The organism is Mesorhizobium sp. W016 (assembly GCF_054719485.1).
In genome coordinates, this window is the sequence record NZ_JBTTIF010000002.1 from 546,224 (window position 1) to 569,808 (window position 23,585).

The window sequence follows — 23,585 nt, forward strand, 5'->3', positions numbered from 1 at the left end:
GATGACGATTCAACGAAAAATTATCCGTATCTAGGATTTTCCATGAACAGCGAAAAAGCCGACGCGCCGCGCGCGGTCATCGTCATTTCCAGCCATGTCGCCCGCGGCTCGGTCGGCAACCGCGCCGCCGTGTTTGCGCTGGAGACGCTGGGCTTTCCCGTGTGGGCGGTACCGACGGTCATCTTGCCCTGGCATCCGGGCCATGGCCGCGCCACGCGCATCGTGCCGCCGCTCGACCAGTTCAAGGCGCTGATGGCCGATCTCGAGCGCGCGCCCTGGCTGGGTGAGGTCGGCGCGGTGCTGTCGGGCTATCTTGGCGAGGCCGGCCAGGCCGAGGCCGTCGCCTCGCTGGTTGCGGCGGTCAAGGCCAAGACGCCGGACGCGATTTATATATGCGATCCGGTGATGGGCGATTCCGGCGGGCTCTATGTGCCCGAGCCGACGGCCGCCGCGATGCGCGACCGGCTGATGCCGATCGCCGACATCGCCACCCCCAACCGCTATGAGCTGGAGTGGATGGCCGGCGCGCCTTTGCCCGATCTGAAATCGGTGATCTCGGCCGCCCTCCATGCCGGACCGTCAACAATGCTGGTGACGTCGGCACAGTCGATGATGACCGGCGGCACCGGCAATCTGCTGCTTGACGGCACCCAGGCGCTGCTGGCCGAACACCGCCTCATCGACAAGCCGCCGAATGGCCTCGGTGACCTGACTGCGGCCGTCTACCTCGCCCGCATCCTGTCGGGGCAGCCGCCGATCAAGGCGCTGCAATCGACCACCGCCGCCGTCTACGAAATCCTGGCGCGAACCGCCAAGCGTGGCGGCGACGAGTTGCAGCTTGAAACCGATGCCCAGAGCCTGTCGCATCCGATGGCGATGGTGCAACTGCGCCACCTCACGCATCCGGGGCGGGACCGCCGGGCGTGACCTCGACCGTGGTCGTCGGCGTCGACGGCTGCAAGGCCGGCTGGATCGCCGTCCGCCGCGATCTGGATGCCGCGCCGTCAGTCCGCGTCTTTCCCAGCTTTGCGACCCTGCTCGACGCCTTGCCCGCCGATGCGACAGTGGTCGTCGACATGCCGATCGGCCTGCCGGACGTCTCGCAAAGAGGCGGGCGCGGGCCGGAGACCTTGGTACGGCCAATGCTCGGAGCACGGCAATCCAGCGTCTTCTCTATCCCGTCCCGCCCGGCCCTCTACGCCGACACCAGCGGCTTCACCACGGTCGAGGCCTGGTATGAGGCACATCGGCGCGCCAGCGAGGTGGCCAAGGCGACCTCCGATCCGCCACGCGGCGTCTCGATCCAGGCCTTCGGCATCTTTGCCAAGATACGCGAGATCGACGCGCTGCTGATCGCACGTCCGCAACTGCGCCGCCGCGTCTTCGAATCGCATCCCGAAGTGGCCTTCTGCCGGCTGAACGGCGAAAAACCGATGACACTGCCGAAGAAGATCAAGGGCGCCGTCAATCCGGCCGGGATGGAAGAACGCAAGGCACTGCTCTGCCGGCACGGCTATACCAGAGCTTTCCTTGACCAGCCGCCGCAACGCGGTGCTGCCGCCGACGATTTCCTCGACGCCGCAGCGATGATGCTGATTGCCGGACGCATTGCCGGCGGGGAGGCAACGCCGTTTCCCGACCCGCCGCTTGCCGACCGTTTCGGCATTCCCCTGGCGATCTGGGCGTGAGGCAAGCGGCGCCATGCGTGCGGCATGGCGATTTGCGACGAAGCCATCCGCAATTCGGCATTGCCCGCGACGGGCATTTGCCGTTAGAGCCTTTCTAACTTGAAATGAGCTGCCGTCGCTAACCCCGAAAGGCTTCATCCCTAGCCCATGCCCCATCTCCCCGAACATCTTTGGACCGGCTACCGCAACTTCATGAATGGCCGCTATCTCACCGAGAGCGGACGCTATCGCGAGCTTGCCCGCGAGGGGCAGGCGCCCGAAACCATGATCGTTGCCTGCTGCGATTCCCGCTCTGCCCCCGAGGCGATCTTCGACGCCGGTCCGGGCGAACTGTTCGTCCTGCGCAATGTCGGCAATCTGGTGCCGCCCTATGCGCCGGACGGCGAGTTCCACTCGACCTCGGCCGCGCTCGAATTCGCCGTGCAGAGCCTGAAGGTGAAAAACATCGTGGTGATGGGCCATGGCCGCTGCGGCGGCATCCGCGCCGCGCTCGACACCAATTCGGCGCCGCTGTCGCCCGGCGACTTCATCGGCAAATGGATGAGCCTGATCGCGCCGGCGGCCGAAACCGTTTCGTCCAGCACGTTCATGACGACAACCGAACGGCAGACGGCGCTGGAGCGGATTTCCATCCGCTATTCGATCGCCAATCTCAGGACCTTCCCTTGCGTCTCCATCCTCGAAGGCAAGGGGCGGCTGTCGCTGCATGGCGCCTGGTTCGACATCTCGACCGGCGAGCTCTGGGTGATGAACAAGGACACCGGCGACTTCGAGCGGCCGGATTTGACGTAGACCCATGATCCCGAAAAGTGGGAACCGGTTTTCGGATAAGGGCATGGTCAAATAAGAGGAGGCAAGAATGCGGGTTTGGCCTGCGATCGCTTTCGCCGTAGCGGCGCTGCTGATTTCGCTCGTCCCTGCCCGCTCCGATGACGGCGCCATTATCGACCGCTGGTATTCGGCGCTGCTGGTCGCCGATCGCACCGAATTGTCGGACCTGCTCGCCGACGATGTCCGCATCAAGCTCGACGATCTCGGCGTCGTACAGTCGAAGCAGGAGTTCATCGCGTCGATCGACGAATGGAAGGGCGCGGTCGCCGGAGCCGCAATCCGGCATCGCGTCGAAAAGAGCGAGGCCGGCGTCACAACTGTCATCGCCTGCTATGATTTCCCCAACAATGACATGCTGATGCAGGAGACGTTCGCCGTCACCGGCAACCGCATCACCGCCAGTTCGCAAGCGGCGATCGCGGAAAATTGCGACGGCTTCTGACGCGGGCTTGAACGGCCGCGCTGTTGCGCCGCGCCAGTCATCGCCCTACATCGGTCAGCAAGCTCCGCCAATCATCGAAAGATCCCCCATGCCGTCCACGAAAACCGTCGATCTCGCCGCCCATCCGCTGACCAAATGGCAAGGGCCGCTCGGCCTGCCGGATTTTGCCAGCATCGGCGACGACGATTTCTCCTCGGTGTTCGACGCGGCGCTGAAGGCACATGAGGCCGAAATCGATGCGATCGCCGGCAACAAGGATGCGCCGACCATCGAGAATACGCTGGCAGCCCTCGAGCTCGCCGGTGAGCCGCTCGACCATGTCTCGTCGATCTTCTGGTGCCGGGCCGGCGCCCACACCAACGATGCGATCCAGGCGCTGGAGCGGGATATCTCGCCAAAAATGTCGAGGCATTTCTCGGCGATCTCGATGAACGAGAAATTGTTTGCCCGCGTCGACGATCTCTACCAGCGCCGTGAGACGCTCAAACTCGACGCCGAGACGCTGCGGGTGCTGGAGAAGACCTGGAAAGGCTTTGTGCGATCGGGCGCAAAACTCGACGCCGACGGCAAGAAGCGGCTGGCCAACATCAGCGAGGAGCTGTCCTCGCTCGGCACGACCTTCGGCCAGAACGTGCTGGCCGACGAGCGCGACTGGGCGCTTTTCCTCGACGAGGCTGATCTTGCGGGCCTGCCGGACTTCGTGAAGAGTTCGATGGCCGAAGCCGCCGAGACGCGCGGCCAGAAAGGCCGCTACGCAGTCACCTTGTCGCGCTCTATCTATGAGCCGTTCACGACCTTCTCCGAACGCCGCGACCTGCGCGAGAGCGCCTTCCGCGCTTTCACCATGCGCGGCCAGAATGGCGGCGCCAGCGACAACACCGCAGTGGTGCGCGACATGCTGAAACTGCGCGCCGAAAAGGCCAGGCTGCTAGGCTATGCCTCGTTCGCCGCGCTGAAACTCGACGACACCATGGCCAAGACGCCGAAGGCGGTGCACGACCTCCTCGACCCGGTCTGGGAGAAAGCGCTGGAGAAGGCCGCCGCCGACCAGAAGGAGCTGGAGCGGCTGGCGACCAAGGCAGGCAGCAACGAAAAATTCGCCGCCTGGGACTGGCGCTTCTACCAGGAGAAATTGCGCGCCGAAAAATTCGCCTTCGACGAGGCGGAACTGAAACCCTATCTGCAACTCGACCGCATCATCGACGCCTGCTTCGACGTCGCCACAAAACTGTTCGGCATCACTTTCGAGGAGAAGAAGGGCATCGCCGCCTGGCATCCCGACGCGCGCGTCTTCGTGGTGAAGAACGCCGATGGCAGCGAGCGCGGCCTGTTCCTCGCCGACTATTTCGCCCGGTCCTCGAAGCGCTCCGGCGCGTGGATGAGCGCGCTGAAGTCGGGCTACAAGCTTGGCGATGGCTCCAAGCCGGTGATCTACAATATCATGAACTTCGCCAAGCCGCCGGCCGGGGAAGCAGCGCTGTTGTCGGTCGATGAGGCCAAGACCCTGTTCCACGAGTTCGGCCATGCTTTGCACGGCATGCTGACCGACGTCACCTGGCCGTCGGTGGCGGGCACCTCGGTTTCCCGCGATTTCGTCGAACTGCCTTCGCAGCTCTACGAGCACTGGCTGACGGTGCCCGCAGTGCTGGAAAAGCATGCGCTGCATGTTAAGACCGGCAAGCCGATGCCGAAGTCGCTGCTCGACAAGATGCTGGCCGCCCGCACGTTCGGCGCCGGTTTCGCCACGGTCGAGTTCACAGCGTCGGCGCTGATCGACATGGCGTATCACGCGCGGCCGGATGCGCCGGCGGAACCGCTGCGTTTCGAAGCCGAAACGCTGGAAAAGCTTGATATGCCCGACACCATCGCCATGCGTCATCGCACCCCGCATTTCGGCCATATCTTCTCCGGCGACGGTTATTCAGCCGGCTACTATTCCTACATGTGGTCGGAAGTGCTCGACGCCGACGCCTTCGCCGCCTTCGAGGAGACCGGCGATCCCTTCAACCCGGCGCTGGCGGAACGGCTTCGGAAGAATATCTATGCCGCTGGCGGGTCGAAGGATCCGGAGGAGCTGTACACGGCGTTCCGCGGCAAGATGCCTTCGCCGGAAGCGATGATGGTGAAGCGGGGATTGCTATAGCGCCGCCTTATCTCCCCCCTCGAGGGGGAGATCACCAGCGCCAAGGATCCGCCACCCGTGGCCACACCGGCCGCGTCAGCTTCCTGTAATCCGTCACCGCCGGATTGCTCGGATACGAGCTCGGCGCCGAGACATAGATGATCTCCGCCGCGATCGGTTCAAAGCCGGCGTAGAAATGGTTGGTTGACTTGATCAGCAATATGTCCTTCGACAACGGATCGACACCGATGTTGGAGAAGACATCCGGCTCGAAGGTCTGCGTGCGGTTGGTGTTGAGGATGATGTCGATTTCGGTGCCTTCGAGCCGCACCAGCGCCGTCGGTCCGAGCGTCACCCGGCTCGGCCCGAAGCTCTGCCAGCCCTCGGGGACGGCTTTCAACACCTTGACGCGCGCATCGATCGGTTCGCCGGCCAGCGGCCCGGCCTTGCCGCCGAAGCGCAGGTCGATGACGGCGCCTTCGCCTGCCGCCTGGCAAAAGGTGACAGCGATCGGGTCCCAGATCGTCGCCACGCCAAAATTGTCCACGCCCTGTTCCAGCATGGCGCGCAGCACGACCGTACCGTCGCCGGCGACGCCACCGCCGGGATTGTCCCAGATGTCGGCAATCACAACCGGCTTGCCGGGATTTTCCTTGCGCACGGCCAGTGCCCGCGCGATGCCGTCCTCGGTGTTCAGCATCGTCATCGCCGTCCTTTCGCGGATGGCGTAAAGCTCGTGCCCTAGCCTCTCCGCCAGCGCATCGCCCTTGGCCTTGTCATTGTCAGTGACGACCAGGATGCGCGTGCCCATTTCCGGCACGTCCGCGGCCATGAAGCCGTGGATGACCGAGACCGACAGCACGCCGTCCTTGCCGTGCAGCGCCTTGATGCGGTCGACGAAGGAGCGCATCGGCTCGCGGCTGGTCGGCAGCACCTGGATCATGCGGCAGTCGAAGGTCGAGATCACCGGCTTGATCTCGCTGCGCGCCGCCGCCAATGCAAGCTCGACGACATGTTCGCCGCGCTCATAGAAGTCGGTGTGCGGGAATTCGAGGAAATAGGCCATGACATTGCATGCCGCGACGCGCTTCGGCGTCAGGTGGCTGTGCGGGTCGAGCTCCACCGCGATCACCACGTCGGGCCCGACGATTGCGCGAACCCGTTCCAGCAGATCGCCTTCGCAATCGTCATAGCCTTGCGCCACCATGGCGCCGTGCAGGCCGAGGATGACGGCGTCGACCGGCAAGGCTGCCTTCAACTGGCCGAGAATCTCGTCACGCAACGCCTCATAGGTCTGCCGCTGCACCAGCCCGCCCGGCTCCGCCCAGGTGGCGGTGCCTTCGATGACGGTCAGCCCTTCGGCAGCCGCGCGCCGGCGCAGCGCGACCATCGGCGAGGAGCACAAGGTCGGTGTATCAGGATGCTTGCCCGGCCCGGCATAGAACGCCATCTCGAACGACGCCCGGTCGGTCGGCACCGGCGAGAAGGTGTTGGTTTCGGTCGCCAGCGAGGCGGTGAAGATGCGCATGAAAACTCCGTACGGCTATTTGTTTTTCGCAATCCCGGACGGAAAACCGCTCCACACTGGAATTGCTATTTTACGGCCCCGAGCGCCAGCCCGCGGACGAGATAGCGCTGCAGCCAGATGAACAGGATCGCCACCGGCAGCGTCGCCAGCAGCGTCGCCGCCATTACATGGTGCCATTCGATCGTGTAGCGGCCGGCGACCAGCGAGAACACCTGGATCGGCAGCGTGTAACTTTCCTGGCTGCGCAGCATTGTGAGCGCAACGACGAACTCATTCCATGCGTTGATGAAGGTGAAGATGGCGGTCACCGCGATTGCCGGCAGGCAAAGCGGCAGAAACACTTTTCGCAAGGTCAGCCAGCGGCCGGCGCCCTCCATCCACGCTGCTTCCTCGAGATCGCGCGGGATGGTGTCGAAATAGCTTTGCAGCATCCACACGGTGAAGGCGACGTTGAAAGCCATGTAGATGACGCCGAGCGCCGTCGTGGATTCGATCAGACCCCAGGCCGCCATCAGCCGGAACAGGCCGAGCACCAGCACGATCGGCGAGATCATCTGCGAGATCAGCAGGAACTGGCGGAAGGCGCCATAGCCGGCAAAGCGAAACCGCGACATGGCATAGGCGGCCGGCACCGAGATCAGGATGGCGCCGACGGTGGCGATAACAGAGACATAGAGCGAATTGGCTAGCGCCTGGCCAAAGCCGGTCGCCACCCACATGTCGGCAAAATTCGACCAGTGGAATTCGCTTGGCCACCAGGTCGGCGACAGCACCTCCTGCCGCGGTTTGACCGCGGTCAAAAACATTACCGCGAAGGGGAAGATGGTCACCACGAGCAGCGGCGAAAGCAGCAGCCAGGCAATGATCGTGCGCTTCAGCTTGGGCGTCATGCGCGTTGCTCCCGCATGGCGAGGCGCACATAGATCATGGTGAAGATCAAAAGGATGGCGAACATCAGCAGCGACACTGCCGATGCTTCCCCCAGTTTGCCGATGCGGAAGGCCAGCTTGTAGAGATGGGTGACCAATATGTCGGTCGAGTTGGCCGGCCCGCCCTGCGTCATCACCCAGATGATCGGGAAGGAATTGAAGACGTAGATGGTGTTGAGCACGATGGCGATGTTGATGAACGGCTTCAGCAGCGGAAAGGTGATCTCGCGGAACTGCTGCAGCGGCGTCGCCCCCTCCAGGGCCGCCGCCTCGTAGAGGTCGTCGGGGATCGACGACAGGCCGCCGAGGAAGATGGTCGTGGTGAACGGTACCGTCACCAATATGCCGATCAGCACCTGCATCGGGAATGCCGTCTCGGCGCGCGCCAGCCACTGGATGTTTTCATGGATCAGGCCAAGCCCGATCAGCGCCGAGTTCAGCATCCCGCTTTCGCCGTTGAGCGCCCAGCGCCAGACCACTGCCGTCATCGTCAGCGACACCGCCCAGGGCAGCATGATGATGACGCGGGCAATGCCGCGGCCGTAGAAATCGGTGTTGAGGATCATCGCCACGGGGACGGACAACAGCAGCGCGCCGCCGACCACCAGCACGGTCCACAGGCCGGTGCGCCAGAGTGCCGCCAGAAAATCGGGATCGGCGAGGAAGGCGGAATAATTGGCGAAATCGTTGAAGTCCCGCAGCTGCCCAAAACGGCTGACATCATGCGTTGATATCTGGATCAGGTCCCAGACCGGCCAGAAGATGACGACTGCGGCCAGAAACAGGCTGGGCAAGGTCAATAAATAGGGCAGGTAACGATTTTGCATCGGCCGGATTCGTACCGTGTTGGACATAAGTGGCGCTGGCGCGCCAGCTCGGATCAATCTCGCATATCGGTCTAAGGCAGCGCTTCAGGGTTTGAATTTCCTGCGACGTTTGCGCTGCCCCTCACCTGCCTGCCCATCCTCCGCAACGGTTGCGGAAGGGGCCTTTCCTCTCCCCCGTCGATCGGGGGAGAGGTGTCGAGCGGAGCTCGACGGAGTGGGGGTCGACGGAGTGGATGTCGACCCTTGGGGCGCAAGGCGAGGTGATGTTTGCCCCTATTGCCCTTCCTATGTCCGTCGCGGCGGTTGCCAGGTGGTTCCCCCACTCCGTCTCGGCTTCGCCGAGCCACCTCTCCCCCCTCCGGAGGGAGAGGAAAGTGTGGCGCGCCCCGATCTCTGGGCCGCGCCGGGCGCAGGGAGATACGCCCTATTTCTTAATCACGGCGTTGGCCTTGGCAGCCGCTTCCTTCAAGCCTGCCTCGGGGTCGCCGCCGAGATAGATTTTCTGCATGGCATCCGAGGTGATCTGGGCGACTTCTTCCCAGCCGGGGATGACCGGTGCAAAGCGAGCGTCGGGCAGCAGTGCGGTGAACGCGGCGAGGTCGGCATTGTTGACGTAATAGTCCATCTTGGCCTCTTCCTTGTTCACCGGCAGGAAGCCTTCCCCTTGCGTGAACTTGGCGCGCTGTTCGGTGGTGAACAGGAAGTCGAGCAGCTTCCAGGCCTCATCCTTGTTCTTGGAATTCTTGAACATGATGATGGAATCGGTGACGCCGTACGTGCCGCGCGCGCCGGTCGGTCCGGCGGGGATAGCGGCCACGCCATATTTCAGGTTCGGCGCCTCGTCCTTGATCTGGTTGGACAGGAAGGGTGCGGTGATCATCATGCCGACCTTGCCCTGCTTGAACAGGTTCTGGACGTCCTCGCGGTTGTTGGAGGTGACGCCGGGTTCCGTCAGGCCTTCGTCGATCATCGACTTGTAGAGCTTGGCGGCTTCGAGCGCGCCCGGCGTGCCGAGGCCCGACGTGCCATCCTTGTTGAGAATCTCGGTGCCTTGCGACCACATCGCATAGTAGTAATAGACGTCGGTCTCGATCTCCTTGCCCTGCAGGCCGAAGCCGAACGTGCCGGTGCCCAGCGCCTTGATCTTGCGCGCATCCTCCTGCAACTCGGTCCAGGTTGCCGGCGGGTTGGCGATTCCGGCCTTCTCGAACAATTCCTTGTTGTAGTACATGGCGCGCGCCGAAGCCGCGATCGGCAGGCCATAGGTCTTGCCCTCCATGATCGACGGCGACAGGAAGGTGTCGATGAAGCGGTCCTTGAAGTCTGGCTTGATGTAGGCGTCGAGCGGCTCGGCGACATCCTGCTGGACGAAATCGATCAGCCAGCGGGTGCCGATGATCGACAGGTCGGCATTGGTACCGGCCGTGATGTCGGTGGTCAGCTTCTGCAGCAGCACGTCCCACGGCACAACTTCGAACTTGACGGTGATACCCGGGTTGGCTGCCTCGAATTCCTTTTTCACCGCTTCGAAATACGGGCCGGTCTTGGCGCTGTATTCGGCGACGGTTACGCGCACCTCGCCGGCATCTGCCTGCGCGGCCAGGGCGAGCAGGCTCATTCCGGCCATCAGGCCGACAGTCCATTTTGCAAGCTTCATTCGATCTCTCCCAGTTGATTGCGCCTGCGCTCTTGCGGCTTCCAGGCGACCAAGGCTTAATGTGACTTTCCTACATTATCCATCATTTGACCTCGTGCAAGCGGATTATCCTGTTGCTTAATTACATTTCTTAAAATAGCGTTTTCCGATTATCGTAGATCCCAGGGAGGCGCGCAGCGTGGTTTCAAAGGCCGAATTCGCAGGCAAGACCGTGCTGGTGACCGGCGCCGGCGGCGGGCTCGGCTCGGCTATTGTGGCGCTGCTGGCCGAACGAGGCGCGCGCGTCGTCGGCTGCGACCAGTCGCAAGACCAGCTCGGCAGTCCGCATCTGGCGTCGGGCCACGTCTTCGACCTTCTCGACCGGATCTCCACCGATGCCGCGATCACGGCGATCCTCGGGAAAGACGGCGTGCCCGACATCCTGATCAACAATGCCGGCTGGACGCGCGCCGAGACTCTTGCAGCGCTGACCCCCGACAAGATCACGCATGAGCTCGACCTCAATCTGACCGGGGTGATGCTGTTCGCCGATCCGCTGATCAAGGCAATGGCCGCGCGCGGTTCGGGCAGCGTCGTCTTCATCTCTTCCGTCAACGCCATCGCCCATTTCGGCAACCCGGCCTATGCCGCGGCCAAGGCCGGCATCAATGCCTATGCCAAAGCGATCGCTGTGGAACTCGGCCGCAGCGGGCTGCGCGCGAATGTCGTCTGCCCCGGCTCGATCCGCACTGCCGCCTGGGACCATCGCCTGGCCAAGAACCCGGATGTTCTCGGCAAGCTCAAGCGGCTCTATCCGCTCGGCCGCATCGTCGACGCCACGGAAGTGGCCGAAGCGGTGGCCTTCCTTGTTTCGGATCGCGCATCGGGGATAACCGGCGCGGTGGTGCCGGTCGACGCCGGACTGACCGCCGGCTTCCTGCCCTTCATCGACGACATACTGGGAGCGTAGCCATGACCGACGTTGAGTTCCGCGACCTGTCGAAATCCTTCGGACGCCATAAGATTCTCGAAAACATCAGCCTCGACATCAAGAGCGGCGAATTCGTCGTGCTGGTCGGCCCTTCCGGCTGCGGCAAGTCGACCTTGCTGCGCATGCTGGCCGGGCTGGAGCCGATCACCTCAGGCGACCTCTTGATCGGCGGCGTGCGCGCCAACGCTTTGCCGCCACAGCAGCGCAATGTTGCGATGGTCTTTCAGTCCTATGCGCTGTTTCCGCATCTGAAAGCGGCCGACAACATCGGCTTCGGCCCAAAGATCCGCGGCGAAAGCCGCACGGCAATCGACGACAAGGTGAAAAAGGCCTCCGGCGTCCTCAACCTGTTCTCCTATCTCGACCGCTATCCCCGGGAGCTGTCGGGCGGCCAGCGCCAGCGCGTCGCCATGGGCCGCGCCATCGTGCGCGAACCCTCGGTGTTCCTGTTCGACGAGCCGCTCAGCAATCTCGACGCGCAACTGCGCGTGCAGATGCGCACCGAGATCAAGGCGCTGCACCAGCGGCTGAAATCGACCATCGTCTATGTCACCCACGACCAGATCGAGGCCATGACCATGGCCGACCGCATCGTGGTGATGGACCGCGGCAAGATCCAGCAGGTCGGCGCACCGCTGGAGCTCTACGACCGTCCCGCCAACAAATTCGTCGCCTCCTTCATCGGCTCGCCGTCGATGAGTTTTGTCTCCGGCGCCCTGAAGACGACGCCCGAGAAAAGCTGGTTCGAATCGGCCGGCGGAGGGCGACTGGCGCTCGGCAGCAAGACGGTGCCGGCTGGCAGCACGGTCGAGGCCGGCATACGGCCCGAACACTTCGTCATCGGCGAGGCTGTCGACGCGATGGCGATCAAGGTCGATGTCGTCGAGCCGACCGGCTCGGAAACCCATGTCTATGGCGCCATCGGCGCTGACACGGTGCGCGCCGTGTTCCGCGATCGGATACAGGTCAAGCCGGGTGAGATGCTGCCGGTCTCGGTCGCGCCTGCAAACATCCATCTGTTCGACACGGCGACAGGCCTGCCGCTATGAGAGCGCCGGCATGAAAACGAAAACACCACGATGAAGACGACAACCCAGAAATGAAAACGCCGGCCGACATCATCACGCGCCTGCAGCTGATGTCGCAGGACGGCACCAAATCGGACCGCCGCCTGGCCGGCCTCGTGCTGACCGATCTCGACTTCGCCTCCAAGGCGGCAATCTCGGAAATTGCCGCGCGCGTCGGCGTCAGCGAGCCGACGGTCACCCGTTTCTGCCGCAATCTCGGCTGCGAGGGTCTGCGCGATTTCAAATTCTACCTGGCGCAGGCGATCGCCATTGGCGGCCAGTATCTGTCGCCCGAACCGCTGAACCGCGACGCGCGCGAGCAGCGCATTGCGTCGGCCATCACCGAAGCGGCAATCGCCGCCATCCAGCGCGCCAGCGAAAACCTCGACATGAAGACGCTGGTGGGCGTGGCCGCGCGCATCGTCAGTTCGGGCAATGTGCTGTGCATCGGCTCCGGCGGCATTTCCTCGATGATGGCGACCGAGATGCAGAACCGGCTGTTTCGGCTGGGCGTGCCGGTGCTGGCGCAGATCGACGGGCAATTGCAGCGCATGTATGCCGCGGTCGCCACATCGGAGACGACGCTGATCGCGTTCTCGGTGTCCGGCTATGCGCGCTCGGTGATCGACGCCGTGCAGGTGGCCCAGCAATATGGCGCCAGCACCATCGCCGTAACCCCGCCGGAATCAGCGCTCGCCAAGGCCGCCGATACCGTTATCCAGTTCCAGTCGCTGGAAGACGGCAACATCTACAAGCCGACCTCGTCGCGCTATGCGCTGCTGTCGATCGTCGACATGATCGTCACCTCGGTGGCCGAGACGCGCGGACCCAGGGTTCTCGAAAACCTGCGCCGCATCAAGCAGAGCGTAAACACGCTGAAGGTCGACGATCCGAAGTTGCCGCTGGGAGATTGAGGCTTATCCGGCGAGCGCTTTGATGCTCGTTACCAGCGCCGCCGGGTCGCCATTCACGCGCAGCGTCTTCAAGCGAGCGGCAGCGCCCGCAACAACCGACACCGCCCATGCCGGAACGCCCAGCGCCTTGGCGACAAGCCTTTGCAGTGCTTGATTGGCCGCGCCATTCTCCGGCACGGCGCGCACGCGCGCCTTCAAATGGCTGCGCCCGTCGGCCGATGTCTCGACGCCTTCGAGCCTGTCCACCGAAGACTTCGGCGTCAGCCGGATAAACAGGTCGATGCCGTCAGCGCGCAAGCGGAATGGCGCGCTCATGCCATCGTCAGGCTCACAGGACCAGCGGCGCTATCGTGGTGAGAATGAGCTGCCTGAGGAAGAACAGGAGCAGAAGCAGGATGATCGGCGAGATGTCGACGCCGCCAAGGTCGGGCATGAACCGACGGATCGGCCGCAGCGCCGGCTCGGTCAGCCGGTAGAGCATGTTGCCGATGCTGCCGACGAACTGATTGCGCGAGTTGACGACGTTGAAGGCATAGAGCCAGGAAAAGATCGCCGAGGCGATGATGACCCACCAGTACAGGTCCAGCGCCATGACGATTGTTTGAATGAGGGCGAGCATGCCGGTCTCCGATTGTTGCCGACATGTAGCCATTGCGCGCGAAACCGGCAAGGGCCGGTCGCCTGCAAGCACCGGGCACAAGGGATTTCAGCAAAACCCCGCCTTGACAGGAAACCGCAGCCTTCGATAAATGCGCCATCCGCTGGACGGGGCTGTAGCTCAGCTGGGAGAGCGCGTCGTTCGCAATGACGAGGTCAGGAGTTCGATCCTCCTCAGCTCCACCAGCGGAATTTTCCTGCCTGTCGACACATCTAAGTTCCGAGACGTCTCGTCAAAGCCCCGCCTTCGCTGCGAGATAGGGCGCCAGGGCAAGCGAGTAGCTGGCGGTCAGATGATGACTGTCCCGCCAGACGATGATGTTGCCGACAACTGCCGGGCATAGTTGCGGCCCGCAAATGGCATCGAGCATATCGATGGCGCGCACATTTTTCTGTCCTTCCGCGGCCAGCGCCAACACGTTGCTCCGCTCAATATCGCTCAGTTTGGTGACGCATTTCGTTGGGGTCGAACTCAGGCATTCGCCCGGGTCGAATTTCATATAGGGCGTGTTGCGGATGGCAACGATTTGCGAGCCGGCGTCCGTCAGCCCGCCCCAGAGACTTCGCAGCCCCTCGATCATCACGTCTTGCTGAACCGCTCCGTAATTGGACTGGCTGGTGAAGATCAGATCCGGTTTCAGCTTTAGGATCTCGGCCAGCACCTTTTCGTGCCACTGCGCGCATAAGACGTTGGGTTTGCCATCCGCCGTGATGGCCACGCGGGTGAATGGGCAGGCGGATTTTGTAAAGGTAACCAGTTTGAAGTTGCGGTCCTTTGCGATCTTGTCCAGTGCCGGCACCCACTGGGCTGCATGAGAATCTCCCACCAGAACCATTGTTTTCGCACCCGTGGGATCGCCTAGAGAGCATCGTTTGGGCTCCGAGCTTTCCTCCTGGTGGCACTTCCTTGCATACACGACCGGCACGTCCCGCCTCAGCCGGGCCAGCGGCGGCAGAAGGTTCACACCGTCCGGGACCACGGCGCCGGAGACGAGAGCGGCGGGCCCAGGGTAGGAAGGCGTGCCGATCAGCGCGGTGTCGATGCGTTCGGTCTTCAGAAAGAGCAGCAGGCTGCCGGATGCGGCCACGCATGTGAGAACCGCCGCGGTGCCGTATCCCAGCGGCTTCCACCAGGCGCCGCCCCGAGCTTGCCGGTAGCGCTGCTCAACATATCGATAGGACAGATCCGATAGAAGCAGGGTCGCCGCAATCAGGCCGAAACCGCCGGCAAGGGTCAGCGAATGACCCTGCGCCTGGGAGATGGTGATCAGCGGCCAATGCCATAGATAGACCGAGTAGGAGCGATCGCCGATGAAACGAAGTGGCAACGAATCGAGCCCACGAAACCGGCCGACTTCAACCTCGCCAGCCAGGATGACCAGCACTGTGGCCAAGGTCGGCAACAACGCACTGACGCCGGGAAATGGAGTTGCAGCGGAAAACAGCAAGGCGGACGCAACGATGCCCAGGATGCCGGCGATCGCCAGCCACTGTCTAGTGAGTGCCGCCAGTCGAAACTGGTGTTCGGTCAGCACCAGCAGACCACCCAGCGCCAATTCCCACAGGCGGGTATGGCTGACGAAATAGGCCTGGGCCGGATCCGTCGCCGTCAAAACGACAGAGGCAACAAGTGATGCCGCGAAAATGAGCGACAACGCCCCGATCAAGCAGGCCCTCAGCGGAAGGTCACGGCGGCGCGCCAGCCAGATCACGCCGATCATCACCAACGGCCAGGCGATGTAGAACTGCTCTTCGATGGAAAGCGACCAGTAGTGTTGCACCGGGCTCGGCAAGGTGTCGGCCTCGAGATAGCTGACCGCAATCGAGGCCAGCCGCCAGTTCTCGACATAAAGAGCGCTCGCCACGATCTGGTTGCCCATTTCCTCCCAGCGCGCCTTTGAGATGAAAAGCAGCGTGCCCAGCAATGCCACCAGCAGCACCAAGGTTGCTGCCGGCAACAACCGTCGCACCCGTCGCGAGTAGAATTCGATCAGTGAAATCCGGCCGCCGCGCAGCGCCATCTGCGCCAGCAGGCCCGTGATCAGATAGCCAGAGATGACGAAAAAGACGTCGACGCCGACATATCCGCCAGGCAGCACATCCGGCCATATGTGATAGACCACGACAAGCGCGACCGCCAAGCCGCGCAGCCCCTGTATTTCGGGTCGAAACCGACGGTTCTGATCGATTGTCACCGGATATCCCCAACAGTCTCAGCCGGCCTGGATCAACCGGCAGTCCGCGCCACGATCTTCATAAGGGCAGAGTGCCGTGAGGCAAGAGCCGATCGCAGCAGTTCATTCCCTTTCCGTCTCCAGTCCGCTCACCAGCGTGTCGACGAAACCCAGCAGCTCACTTTCGAGGTCGGTGGACGCCAGGCCAATGAAACGGTCTTCGAGCGAGATGGCGACGATCCCATGCACGGCGGAGAACAGCGTGCGCGCGCGGGCCAAAAGCTCCGGCGTTGCCGCCGCCGGGAGCAGCTGGGCCAGCGGCTCAACCAGATGCTGGACCAGCACCGCATGTTCGGCCAGATGCCATTCGGGCACCGCCACGCCTGGCGCCATACGGTGCTCGAACAGCGCCTTCCACGCCATGCGGTTGTCGCGGGCGAAGCCGAGATAGGCCTTGGCCAGCGCCTTCAGCCTTGCCCTAGGCTCGGCGACGCCGGTCGCCTCTTGCTGCAGGGCCGCCCCCAGCCTGGCCAGTGTGATCGAATTGACGTGCAGGATGAGCTCGTCCAGGTCGGCGAAGGCGGTGTAGAGCGCGCCCAGCGCGCAGCCGGCATCGGCCGTGATGTCGCGCGCACGCAGACCGGCGAGCCCCGAGGACTGGATGCGCGCTTGCGCGGCCTCGATCAGCCTGCCTTTGAGGTCCTCGCGTTTGGCGTCCCGTTTTGCGGTCATTAACCTTCTCTTATGCGCAACCATGAACACCGTTCATTTTCTCCTTGAACGCCGTTCACAATGTGCTACTTTGCCTCATGAACAACGTTCATATAGGAGAAACGGAAATGTTGAAACAGTTTTTTGCTCTCGTTCGCGGCCGAAGCTACGAAGCCGCCGAGGCGGTCGTCGACCGCAACGCGCTGATAATCCTGCGCCAGCAGATCCGCGATTGCGCCGACGCTATCGCGGCCGCCCGCCGGGCGGTTGCAATTGCCATCGCCCAGAACGAACAGGAAGTCGCGCAGTACAAGAAGCTTGTCCTCCGCATCGACGATTTGGAGAAGCGCACGATCGCCGCGATCGAGCAGGGACAGAATGAACTGGCCCGCGAAGCCGCCGAAACCATCGCCATGCTGGAAGCCGAACGCGACGCCTCCGCCGAGGCGCAGAAAAGCTTCGGCACCGAGATTGAGCGTCTCAAGCGGATTATCCGCGTCTCCGAAATGCGCCTGCGCGAATTGCAGCGCGGCCAGCGCATCGTTGCCGCGGTCAACTCGACCCAGCGCCTGCGAGAAAGCGCGCCCGGCTCCAGCCTGTCGGCGCTCAGGGACGCCGAGGAGACGCTGCTGCGCCTGCGCACCAGGCAAAAGCAGATCGACGCCACCGCGGCCGCCATGGCCGAGATGGAACAGTCGGGCGATCCTGCCGCGGTCTCAGAGAAGCTTGCGGCCGCCGGCTGCGGCGCGCCGCTGAGAAGCAGCGCCGACGCCGTGCTCGAACGGCTCACGAAGACCATGACCAAGCCGGCCTGATCGTACCCGGCCTGATTGTTATCCAGTCTGATTGTATCCGGCCTGATTGTATCCAGCCTGAAACAGACCCACGCCCAACCAACCTAACCTTGAAACGAAAGGACCATATCGATGACCCCGAACACCTATTCCCCCAAGGACTCAAGCGCCTGGAAGACCTTCACCATGGCCAGTTTCGCCGTTGCCGCCACAATGATGGCCGGCGGCATCTACTTCATGGAGGCGAGCTTCGCCGCCAAGGGGTTTTATGCGATGGCCGCCATCATGCTCGTGCACACCTCGATCACCATCACCAAGACGCTGCGCGACTCGGAAGAGGCAAGCCGCTTCATCAACCGGCTGGAAGACGCCAAGACCGAGAAGTTGCTGATGGAAGTCAGCCGCAGTAACGAAGTGTAACCGGGTTCCCGCTAAACAAGGCTCAACGCGCAAGACCGCTGATCAATCCAGTCAGGATTTTCACCGGTCTTGCCCAATGGAAGTCGCCGCTATGGAAATCGCCCCGATCAACCGACCGACAGCTCATCTGATGACCTCCAGGCGCTTTGCGCCCTTGTTCTGGACGCAGTTCCTGTCCGCCTTCAACGATAATTTCCTCAAGAACACGCTGGTGTTCCTTATTCTGTTCACGCTGGCGGCGGACCAGGCGGCATCACTGGTCACCTTGGCGGGCGCCGTCTTCATGGCCCCCTTCCTGCTCCTGTCGGCGCTCGGCGGCGAGCTCGCCGACCGCTTCGACAAGGCTCTCATAGCCAAGCGTCTGAAATTCGCCGAGATCGCCGCGGCGGGTGTCTCCGTCGTCGGCATCGCCCTGTCGTCCATTCCCGTGCTGATGACGGCGCTGTTGATGTTCGGCGTTATCTCGGCGCTGTTCGGACCGATCAAATACGGAATCCTGCCCGATCACCTCGAACGCAAGGAACTGCCCAAGGCCAACGCCTGGATCGAGTCAGCCACGTTTGCCGCGATTCTCGGCGGCACCATAGCCGGCGGCGTCGTTTCCGCCGATGGCATCGGCGTCGCGGTGTTCGGACCGATCATGATGGCGCTCGCCGTCGGTTGCTGGCTCGTCAGCCGCTATATCCCGTCCACCGGTTCGGCGGCGCCCGACCTTGTCATCGACAAGAACATCTTCCGCTCGACCTGGCGCCAGGTCGCCGAATTGCGCACCGACACGCGCATCTGGCGCGCCGGCCTGATGACGTCGTGGTTCTGGCTGATCGGCGCCATCGTGCTCTCGCTCCTGCCGGTCCTGATCAAGGATTCGCTCGGCGGCAACGAAATGGCCGTCACCGTCTACCTCGCCGTGTTCGCCGTCTCGATCGCCATCGGTTCGGCCATCGCCGCCTGGATGTCGCAGGGCCGCATCGTGCTGTTGCCGGCACCGGTCGGCACGGCGCTGCTCGCCCTGTTCGGCCTGCATCTCGCCTGGACCATCTCCGGCATGACGCCGTCGCCCCAGGCGGAAACCCTTGGCGCATTCTTCGCCGGCCCAAACACGATCCGCGTCGCCATCGACCTCGCCGGCATGGCCATTGCAGCCGCTTTCCTGGTGGTGCCGACCTTCGCCGCCGTGCAGGCCTGGTCGCCCGAAGCGCGGCGCGCCCGGGTCGTCGCCGCCGTCAGTATCGTCAATGCCGGCTTCATGACTGGCGGCGGCATCATCATGGCCCTGATCCAGACGAAGGTCTCGACCGGCGGCATCCTGTTCGGCCTCGTCGCGGCCAATGCGATTGCCGCCTGGCTGATGCTGAAATATTTGCCGACGAACCCCTTCCGTGACTTCGTCTCCATCCTGTTCCGCGCTTTCCTGCGCCTCGAAGTCGAGGGTATGGAAAACCTCAAGGCGGCCGGCAAGGCGCCGATCCTGGCGCTCAACCATGTCAGCTTCCTCGACGGTCCGCTCGCCTTGACGCTGACCGATGAGGAGCCGGTCTTCGCCATCGACTACACCATTGCCCAGGCCTGGTGGATGAAGCCGTTCATGAAACTTGCCCGCGCTTTGCCGCTCAACCCGGCCAAGCCGATGTCGACCCGCACGCTGATCAAGATCGTGCAGGGCGGCGATCCGCTGGTGATCTTCCCGGAGGGACGCATCACGGTGACCGGCGGCCTGATGAAGGTCTATGACGGCGCCGCCATGGTTGCCGACAAGACCGGCTCGATGGTTGTGCCGGTGCGCATCGACGGGCTGGAGAAGACCTACTTCTCGCGGTTGAGCTCGCAGCATGTGCGCCGCCGCCTGTTCCCGAAGGTCAAGGTGACCATTCTGGAACCGGTCAAGCTCGAGGTGCCGCAAGAGCTGAAGGGCCGCAAGCGCCGCGCCGCGGCGGGTTCCGCGCTCTACCAGGTGATGTCGGATCTCGTTTTCCGCACCCAGGACATCGACAAGACCGTACTGGAAAAGATCATCGAGACGGCGAACGAACGCGGCATGAATCAGCTCGCAGTTCAGGATCCGGTCACCGGTTCTCTCAGCTACAGCAAGCTGCTCACGGCTGCCGCCGTGCTTGGTGAGAAGTTCCAGAACCTTTATGCCGACCAGCAGACGCTGGGCATCATGCTGCCCAACGCCAACGGCTCTTGCGCGACGCTGCTCGGCGTCATGTCCGCCGGCAAGGTTCCGGCGATGATGAACTTCACCGCAGGTGCTGCCAATATTCTGTCCGCCTGCAAGGCCGCCGAAGTCCGCACCGTGCTGACGTCCCGCGCGTTCGTCGAACAGGCAAAGCTCGGCGCTGTAGTCGAGGAACTCGGTCGCTCGGTCGACATCGTGTGGCTCGACGATCTCAGAAAGACCATCAGTCTCAAGGATAAGCTGCTCGGCTTGCTGCGCAAGTCGACGCCGCGCGCGAAACGCAAGCCCGGCGATGCGGCGGTGATCTTGTTCACCTCGGGTTCGGAAGGCACGCCGAAGGGCGTCGTTCTGACCCACCGCAACATCCTGGCCAACGCCGCCCAGGCGGCGTCGCGTATCGACTTCCATTCGGGCGACAAGGTGTTCAACGTGCTGCCGATCTTCCACTCCTTCGGCATGACCGCGGGCACGGTGCTGCCGTTGATCTCCGGCGTGCCGGTCTATTTCTACCCCTCGCCGCTGCACTACCGCCTCGTGCCGGAACTGATCTACGGCTCGAACGCGACGATCATCTTCGGCACCGACACCTTCCTCTCCGGCTATGCCCGCACCGCGCACCCCTACGACTTCCGCTCGATACGCTATTGTTTTGCCGGCGCGGAGCCGGTCAAGACAGCGACGCGCATGACCTATATGGAGAAGTTCGGCGTCCGCATACTCGAGGGCTATGGCGTCACCGAGACGGCGCCGGTGATCTCCATCAACACGCCGATGTACAATCGCTCTGGAACCGTCGGCAAGATCATGCCCGGCATGGAATACCGCCTCGATCCGGTCCCCGGCGTCGACGAAGGCGGCCGGCTGTTCGTGCGCGGCCCCAATGTCATGGCCGGTTATCTCCGGGCCGAGAAGCCCGGCGTGCTCGAACCGCTGGAGGACGGCTGGCATGATACGGGCGACGTCGTCGCTATCGACGAAGGCGGCTTCATCACCATTCGCGGCCGCGCCAAGCGCTTCGCCAAGATCGGCGGCGAGATGATCTCGCTCGCCGCTGTCGAAGCGCTGGCCGGCGAATTGTGGAAGGGCTCGCTGTCGGCGGTCGCCACGGTGCCCGACGCGCGCAAGGGCGAAAAGCTGATCCTCATCACTGAGGCATCCGGCGCCACACGAGCGGAATTCCTCGCCTACGCCAAGGCCAACGGCGCCATGGACCTGATGGTCCCGGCCGAAGTGCGGGTGGTCTCAAAGGTACCGGTCCTTGGCTCCGGCAAGCTCGACTTCGCCGCCGTGACAAAAATGGTGCGCGACGAAGAGGCCTTGAAGACCAAGGCCGCCTGACCCGGCTACGGCAACGGGCCGACGCAAGAGCCGGCCCGTTCAGTATGATCAACCCTTCGCATGCCGCTGCGAGATCAGCATCGCCATGCGCTGGACTGCCCGCAGCTCCATTTCCACGCCCGGCGACGATGCCAGCGCCGGCATGTTGAGCGCCACCACGGTCAACGGCTCGAGCGTCGCCAGCAGCACATGGGTCGCCTCAAATTTCTCGAACAGCCATGCCAGCTGCTCGCGTATATCCTGGTCGACTGGCGCCCCCGGCTGCGTATCGGCGAGCGAGCGCACGGGCTCCTGCTCCAGTGCACGGGCCAGCACCTTCAGGTCGAAGTCGCCGAGGTCCCCTGCCGGCAGGATCAGCGCACCGTCGACAAGGATATGGCTCTGCAGGCCGCGCAGGAAGCGCGCCGAATCGGTGAGGTCGCCCTCGGCCATATGCTTCAGCAACGAGTCGCGGCGCTTCTCCGCGGTGAGGCTGACGCTGTCATTGTAGATGACTGCCAGCAGCGTCGCCGACAGCACGATCACCACGCCCTGCACACTGCCGCGCCAGCCGAGATCGTCGATGCCGCCCAGCGCCAGCCCGGCGAAAACCGAGCTCAGCGTAATCACGGTAAAGGCGCCGATCGTGTCGCGATGGCCGAGGCTGGCGCGTCCAAGGCCGATCGTCAGCCAGCACAGGAACAGGATGGCGATGCCGCCAAGCCGAACCGGCACTTCGAACAGGCCGGGCCGGTAGTCGGTGACCATGAACGGAATGATCAACAGCAGCGACAGCGCCATGCGCTCGACCGTGCGGTTTTCGGCCGCCGACAGGCTGTCGCGATCGCGCGTCATCACCAGCCAGCCGATGGCGAGAAAACCTCCGAACTGGAAGGCAAGTAGTACCGCCATCCGCCATGGCTCGGCAAAGCGTTCCGGGATCGGCGCCAGCAGTAGAAACAGCAGGGCGCCGCCGGCGGCAAAGAACTTTAGCGCAAACGGCGCATGCCGGCGCAACAGCCCCTCGGTCAGCAGCAGTGCGGCCAGCGGCAGCAGGCCCGCCGCCGCGATGGTGACGAAGCGGAAGAGTGCGAGGCCGGTAGTCCAGTCGAGGATGCGGCAGGCGAGCAGAACCGTCAGCACCCGCAAACCGAACAGAAAACGCCGCGACAGCGGATCGCCCGTGTCGCGCCCGCCGACGACCGATATCACGATCAGCAGCCCGAACAGCGCCGCCAGCGAGGTGATGGTGTCGGCCACGAGCGTGTCGTCGAGGTTCATCGGTCAGCGCCCATCAGCTCACACCCAGGCATCATCACGGATGAAGCCATCAGCGTGTCCATGGTCTCAGCACATTCCATTGGCGGCTGCTATCCGCCCAGTGTACCACCGGCAAAACCAGCCGCTGCAGCGTGGCCGCCGCACCTGCTACCGCAAGGGCGGCAAGCGAGCCGCGCGGAACCGCGTCGGCGAGATAGGTGCGCGCCGACTGGAAGCTCATCTGGCCGATCTGCAGCACATCGTCGCCGCGCCCGTAGTCGAGTTCCTTGCGGCAGAACTCGTTAAAGGTCTCCTCGCGGTGCTTGGCCGTCTCGTCGAAGGTTTTCTTCAGATCGTCCGAGCCGCCCGTATAGGCATTGGTGATGACGAAACGCTCTTCGTCGAAACCCGCTTCGGGGCCGACGCCGAAGACATGGCGGTGCCGCGCCATGATCTGCCGCGCCAGAAGCACATGGGTCAGCGAGCGCCGCGCGCCGGCATGCGGTCCGGGAAACACATTGCTGAACGCCTCCGCGACCATGCCGACGACGGCCGGCACCTGGCTGACGTTGGAGATCCAGATCGGCCTGAACTGGTTGCGCAAAAACATCAGGAAGCAGGTCAGGCCGTAGAGGATCCAGCTGAGACCGCGGCTGCGCTCGTCCGGATCGATCATGACCAGACCGAGGTGCAAGACTTCATAGGGCTTGCCGGCCAGCGAAATCTCCATCAGCGCCAGCGCGTTGAAGGCGATCGGCCGCCCGTCGCTGCGGCGATAGACGATGGTGATGATGGAATGTTCCAGCCGGCTGCGGTCACCGGAAAACACACCGTAGGTCAGGCTGCCGACTTTCAGCGTCTTCGACGCCACCAGCCGCAGATCGCTGCTCAACTGCTCCAGCTCGGCCGCCTTCATCCAGCGCCCGGGCCGCTCCACGACACGCGTCTCGTAGTCGGCGGATACGCGCATGCGCACATCCATGAACCGACCCGGCAGCAGCTGCAGAACCGCCTTGAGCACTATTTTTCCCCGTGGCAAGAACTCCGACCGTATAGTGGCCGCCGTCCACCTAAGACGCGGTAAACCCGAGACGGCAG

Annotated in this window: 21 protein-coding genes and 1 tRNA gene; 12 read left to right on the forward strand and 10 right to left on the reverse strand. The window is 63.4% G+C overall.

Annotated elements, in window-relative coordinates:
* Nucleotides 1–42 precede the first annotated feature (42 nt).
* The 5 genes from pdxY (at nt 43) to ACYG9V_RS03055 (ending at nt 5,104) form a co-directional block, all read left to right on the forward strand.
* Entirely contained in the window at nt 43–927 is an 885-nt protein-coding gene (gene pdxY, locus ACYG9V_RS03035) for a pyridoxal kinase PdxY (protein WP_023668615.1), read from the forward strand.
* The gene (locus ACYG9V_RS03040; RefSeq protein WP_023688840.1) at nt 924–1,688 is read left to right on the forward strand and encodes a DUF429 domain-containing protein; all 765 of its coding nucleotides are present in this window, start codon (nt 924–926) and stop codon (nt 1,686–1,688) included. Before pdxY ends, ACYG9V_RS03040 begins: the two co-directional genes overlap by 4 nt.
* A 147-nt stretch (nt 1,689–1,835) precedes the next feature.
* On the forward strand, nt 1,836–2,480 hold the full coding sequence (locus ACYG9V_RS03045; RefSeq protein ID WP_023668613.1) for a carbonic anhydrase: 645 nt from the start codon (nt 1,836–1,838) through the stop codon (nt 2,478–2,480).
* 67 nt (nt 2,481–2,547) lie between these two features.
* Nucleotides 2,548–2,961, forward strand: a complete 414-nt coding sequence (locus ACYG9V_RS03050; RefSeq protein ID WP_023688839.1) for a hypothetical protein — start codon at nt 2,548–2,550, stop codon at nt 2,959–2,961.
* Between the two features lie 88 nt (nt 2,962–3,049).
* On the forward strand, nt 3,050–5,104 hold the full coding sequence (locus tag ACYG9V_RS03055; RefSeq protein WP_023688838.1) for a M3 family metallopeptidase: 2,055 nt from the start codon (nt 3,050–3,052) through the stop codon (nt 5,102–5,104).
* Nucleotides 5,105–5,135: 31 nt separating this feature from the next.
* On the opposite strand, the gene ACYG9V_RS03060 is transcribed toward ACYG9V_RS03055, so the two are convergent.
* The 4 genes from ACYG9V_RS03060 to ACYG9V_RS03075 form a co-directional block, all read right to left on the reverse strand.
* Entirely contained in the window at nt 5,136–6,611 is a 1,476-nt protein-coding gene (locus tag ACYG9V_RS03060) for a M81 family metallopeptidase (protein ID WP_352765179.1), read from the reverse strand.
* 65 nt (nt 6,612–6,676) lie between these two features.
* Nucleotides 6,677–7,501, reverse strand: coding sequence for a carbohydrate ABC transporter permease (locus ACYG9V_RS03065; RefSeq protein WP_023668609.1), 825 nt, complete (start codon nt 7,499–7,501; stop codon nt 6,677–6,679).
* Nucleotides 7,498–8,367 (reverse strand): carbohydrate ABC transporter permease, encoded by an 870-nt coding sequence (locus ACYG9V_RS03070; protein WP_023726098.1) that lies wholly within the window; start codon nt 8,365–8,367, stop codon nt 7,498–7,500. The genes ACYG9V_RS03065 and ACYG9V_RS03070 overlap by 4 nt, the downstream gene beginning before the upstream one ends.
* A gap of 424 nt (nt 8,368–8,791) precedes the next feature.
* The gene (locus ACYG9V_RS03075; protein ID WP_023668607.1) at nt 8,792–10,024 is read right to left on the reverse strand and encodes an ABC transporter substrate-binding protein; all 1,233 of its coding nucleotides are present in this window, start codon (nt 10,022–10,024) and stop codon (nt 8,792–8,794) included.
* Nucleotides 10,025–10,202: 178 nt separating this feature from the next.
* Between ACYG9V_RS03075 and ACYG9V_RS03080 the strand changes: the two genes are divergently transcribed.
* From ACYG9V_RS03080 to ACYG9V_RS03090, 3 genes are read left to right on the forward strand one after another with little or no spacing between them, the layout of a single operon-like run.
* Complete coding sequence (locus ACYG9V_RS03080) at nt 10,203–10,973, forward strand: SDR family oxidoreductase (RefSeq protein WP_023668606.1); 771 nt, start codon at nt 10,203–10,205, stop codon at nt 10,971–10,973.
* A 2-nt stretch (nt 10,974–10,975) separates the two neighbouring features.
* A complete protein-coding gene (locus tag ACYG9V_RS03085) occupies nt 10,976–12,043 on the forward strand; it encodes an ABC transporter ATP-binding protein (RefSeq protein WP_023668605.1) in 1,068 nt (355 codons plus the stop codon).
* 50 nt (nt 12,044–12,093) lie between these two features.
* Nucleotides 12,094–12,975: a MurR/RpiR family transcriptional regulator gene (locus ACYG9V_RS03090; RefSeq protein WP_023668604.1), complete on the forward strand. Its 882-nt coding sequence runs from the start codon at nt 12,094–12,096 to the stop codon at nt 12,973–12,975.
* Nucleotides 12,976–12,978: 3 nt separating this feature from the next.
* Here the strand turns inward: ACYG9V_RS03090 and ACYG9V_RS03095 are convergent, their stop codons facing one another.
* Nucleotides 12,979–13,290 (reverse strand): DUF167 family protein, encoded by a 312-nt coding sequence (locus ACYG9V_RS03095; protein ID WP_352765177.1) that lies wholly within the window; start codon nt 13,288–13,290, stop codon nt 12,979–12,981.
* 13 nt (nt 13,291–13,303) lie between these two features.
* Complete coding sequence (locus ACYG9V_RS03100) at nt 13,304–13,594, reverse strand: YggT family protein (protein ID WP_023668602.1); 291 nt, start codon at nt 13,592–13,594, stop codon at nt 13,304–13,306.
* 148 nt (nt 13,595–13,742) lie between these two features.
* Here ACYG9V_RS03100 and ACYG9V_RS03105 point away from each other — a divergent pair.
* Nucleotides 13,743–13,818, forward strand: a tRNA-Ala gene (locus ACYG9V_RS03105).
* Nucleotides 13,819–13,865: 47 nt separating this feature from the next.
* Here ACYG9V_RS03105 and ACYG9V_RS03110 read toward each other — a convergent pair.
* The gene (locus tag ACYG9V_RS03110) at nt 13,866–15,827 is read right to left on the reverse strand and encodes an acyltransferase family protein (RefSeq protein WP_081726890.1); all 1,962 of its coding nucleotides are present in this window, start codon (nt 15,825–15,827) and stop codon (nt 13,866–13,868) included.
* A gap of 102 nt (nt 15,828–15,929) precedes the next feature.
* The gene (locus ACYG9V_RS03115; RefSeq protein WP_023737945.1) at nt 15,930–16,538 is read right to left on the reverse strand and encodes a TetR/AcrR family transcriptional regulator; all 609 of its coding nucleotides are present in this window, start codon (nt 16,536–16,538) and stop codon (nt 15,930–15,932) included.
* Between the two features lie 107 nt (nt 16,539–16,645).
* On the opposite strand from ACYG9V_RS03115, the gene ACYG9V_RS03120 reads away from it, so the two are divergent.
* From ACYG9V_RS03120 to ACYG9V_RS03130, 3 genes are all read left to right on the forward strand, one after another.
* The gene (locus tag ACYG9V_RS03120; RefSeq protein WP_460221909.1) at nt 16,646–17,332 is read left to right on the forward strand and encodes a PspA/IM30 family protein; all 687 of its coding nucleotides are present in this window, start codon (nt 16,646–16,648) and stop codon (nt 17,330–17,332) included.
* Between the two features lie 111 nt (nt 17,333–17,443).
* Entirely contained in the window at nt 17,444–17,731 is a 288-nt protein-coding gene (locus tag ACYG9V_RS03125) for a YiaA/YiaB family inner membrane protein (RefSeq protein WP_023668598.1), read from the forward strand.
* A gap of 91 nt (nt 17,732–17,822) precedes the next feature.
* Nucleotides 17,823–21,248: an acyl-[ACP]--phospholipid O-acyltransferase gene (locus ACYG9V_RS03130; RefSeq protein WP_352597734.1), complete on the forward strand. Its 3,426-nt coding sequence runs from the start codon at nt 17,823–17,825 to the stop codon at nt 21,246–21,248.
* Between the two features lie 48 nt (nt 21,249–21,296).
* On the opposite strand, the gene ACYG9V_RS03135 is transcribed toward ACYG9V_RS03130, so the two are convergent.
* On the reverse strand, nt 21,297–22,508 hold the full coding sequence (locus ACYG9V_RS03135; protein WP_352765174.1) for a hypothetical protein: 1,212 nt from the start codon (nt 22,506–22,508) through the stop codon (nt 21,297–21,299).
* A 49-nt stretch (nt 22,509–22,557) separates the two neighbouring features.
* Nucleotides 22,558–23,508, reverse strand: coding sequence for a hypothetical protein (locus ACYG9V_RS03140; RefSeq protein WP_352765172.1), 951 nt, complete (start codon nt 23,506–23,508; stop codon nt 22,558–22,560).
* Between the last annotated feature and the right edge of the window lie 77 nt (nt 23,509–23,585).

Coding starts and splice junctions, on each gene's coding strand:
- ACYG9V_RS03070 (WP_023726098.1), bottom strand. CDS start 8,367: ATGCAAAATCGTTACCTGCCCTATTTATTGACCTTGCCCAGCCTGTTT.
- ACYG9V_RS03115 (WP_023737945.1), bottom strand. CDS start 16,538: ATGACCGCAAAACGGGACGCCAAACGCGAGGACCTCAAAGGCAGGCTG.
- ACYG9V_RS03090 (WP_023668604.1), top strand. CDS start 12,094: ATGAAAACGCCGGCCGACATCATCACGCGCCTGCAGCTGATGTCGCAG.
- ACYG9V_RS03075 (WP_023668607.1), bottom strand. CDS start 10,024: ATGAAGCTTGCAAAATGGACTGTCGGCCTGATGGCCGGAATGAGCCTG.
- ACYG9V_RS03100 (WP_023668602.1), bottom strand. CDS start 13,594: ATGCTCGCCCTCATTCAAACAATCGTCATGGCGCTGGACCTGTACTGG.
- ACYG9V_RS03095 (WP_352765177.1), bottom strand. CDS start 13,290: ATGAGCGCGCCATTCCGCTTGCGCGCTGACGGCATCGACCTGTTTATC.
- ACYG9V_RS03125 (WP_023668598.1), top strand. CDS start 17,444: ATGACCCCGAACACCTATTCCCCCAAGGACTCAAGCGCCTGGAAGACC.
- pdxY (WP_023668615.1), top strand. CDS start 43: ATGAACAGCGAAAAAGCCGACGCGCCGCGCGCGGTCATCGTCATTTCC.
- ACYG9V_RS03050 (WP_023688839.1), top strand. CDS start 2,548: ATGCGGGTTTGGCCTGCGATCGCTTTCGCCGTAGCGGCGCTGCTGATT.
- ACYG9V_RS03045 (WP_023668613.1), top strand. CDS start 1,836: ATGCCCCATCTCCCCGAACATCTTTGGACCGGCTACCGCAACTTCATG.
- ACYG9V_RS03135 (WP_352765174.1), bottom strand. CDS start 22,508: ATGAACCTCGACGACACGCTCGTGGCCGACACCATCACCTCGCTGGCG.
- ACYG9V_RS03120 (WP_460221909.1), top strand. CDS start 16,646: ATGTTGAAACAGTTTTTTGCTCTCGTTCGCGGCCGAAGCTACGAAGCC.
- ACYG9V_RS03085 (WP_023668605.1), top strand. CDS start 10,976: ATGACCGACGTTGAGTTCCGCGACCTGTCGAAATCCTTCGGACGCCAT.
- ACYG9V_RS03055 (WP_023688838.1), top strand. CDS start 3,050: ATGCCGTCCACGAAAACCGTCGATCTCGCCGCCCATCCGCTGACCAAA.
- ACYG9V_RS03130 (WP_352597734.1), top strand. CDS start 17,823: ATGGAAATCGCCCCGATCAACCGACCGACAGCTCATCTGATGACCTCC.
- ACYG9V_RS03060 (WP_352765179.1), bottom strand. CDS start 6,611: ATGCGCATCTTCACCGCCTCGCTGGCGACCGAAACCAACACCTTCTCG.
- ACYG9V_RS03065 (WP_023668609.1), bottom strand. CDS start 7,501: ATGACGCCCAAGCTGAAGCGCACGATCATTGCCTGGCTGCTGCTTTCG.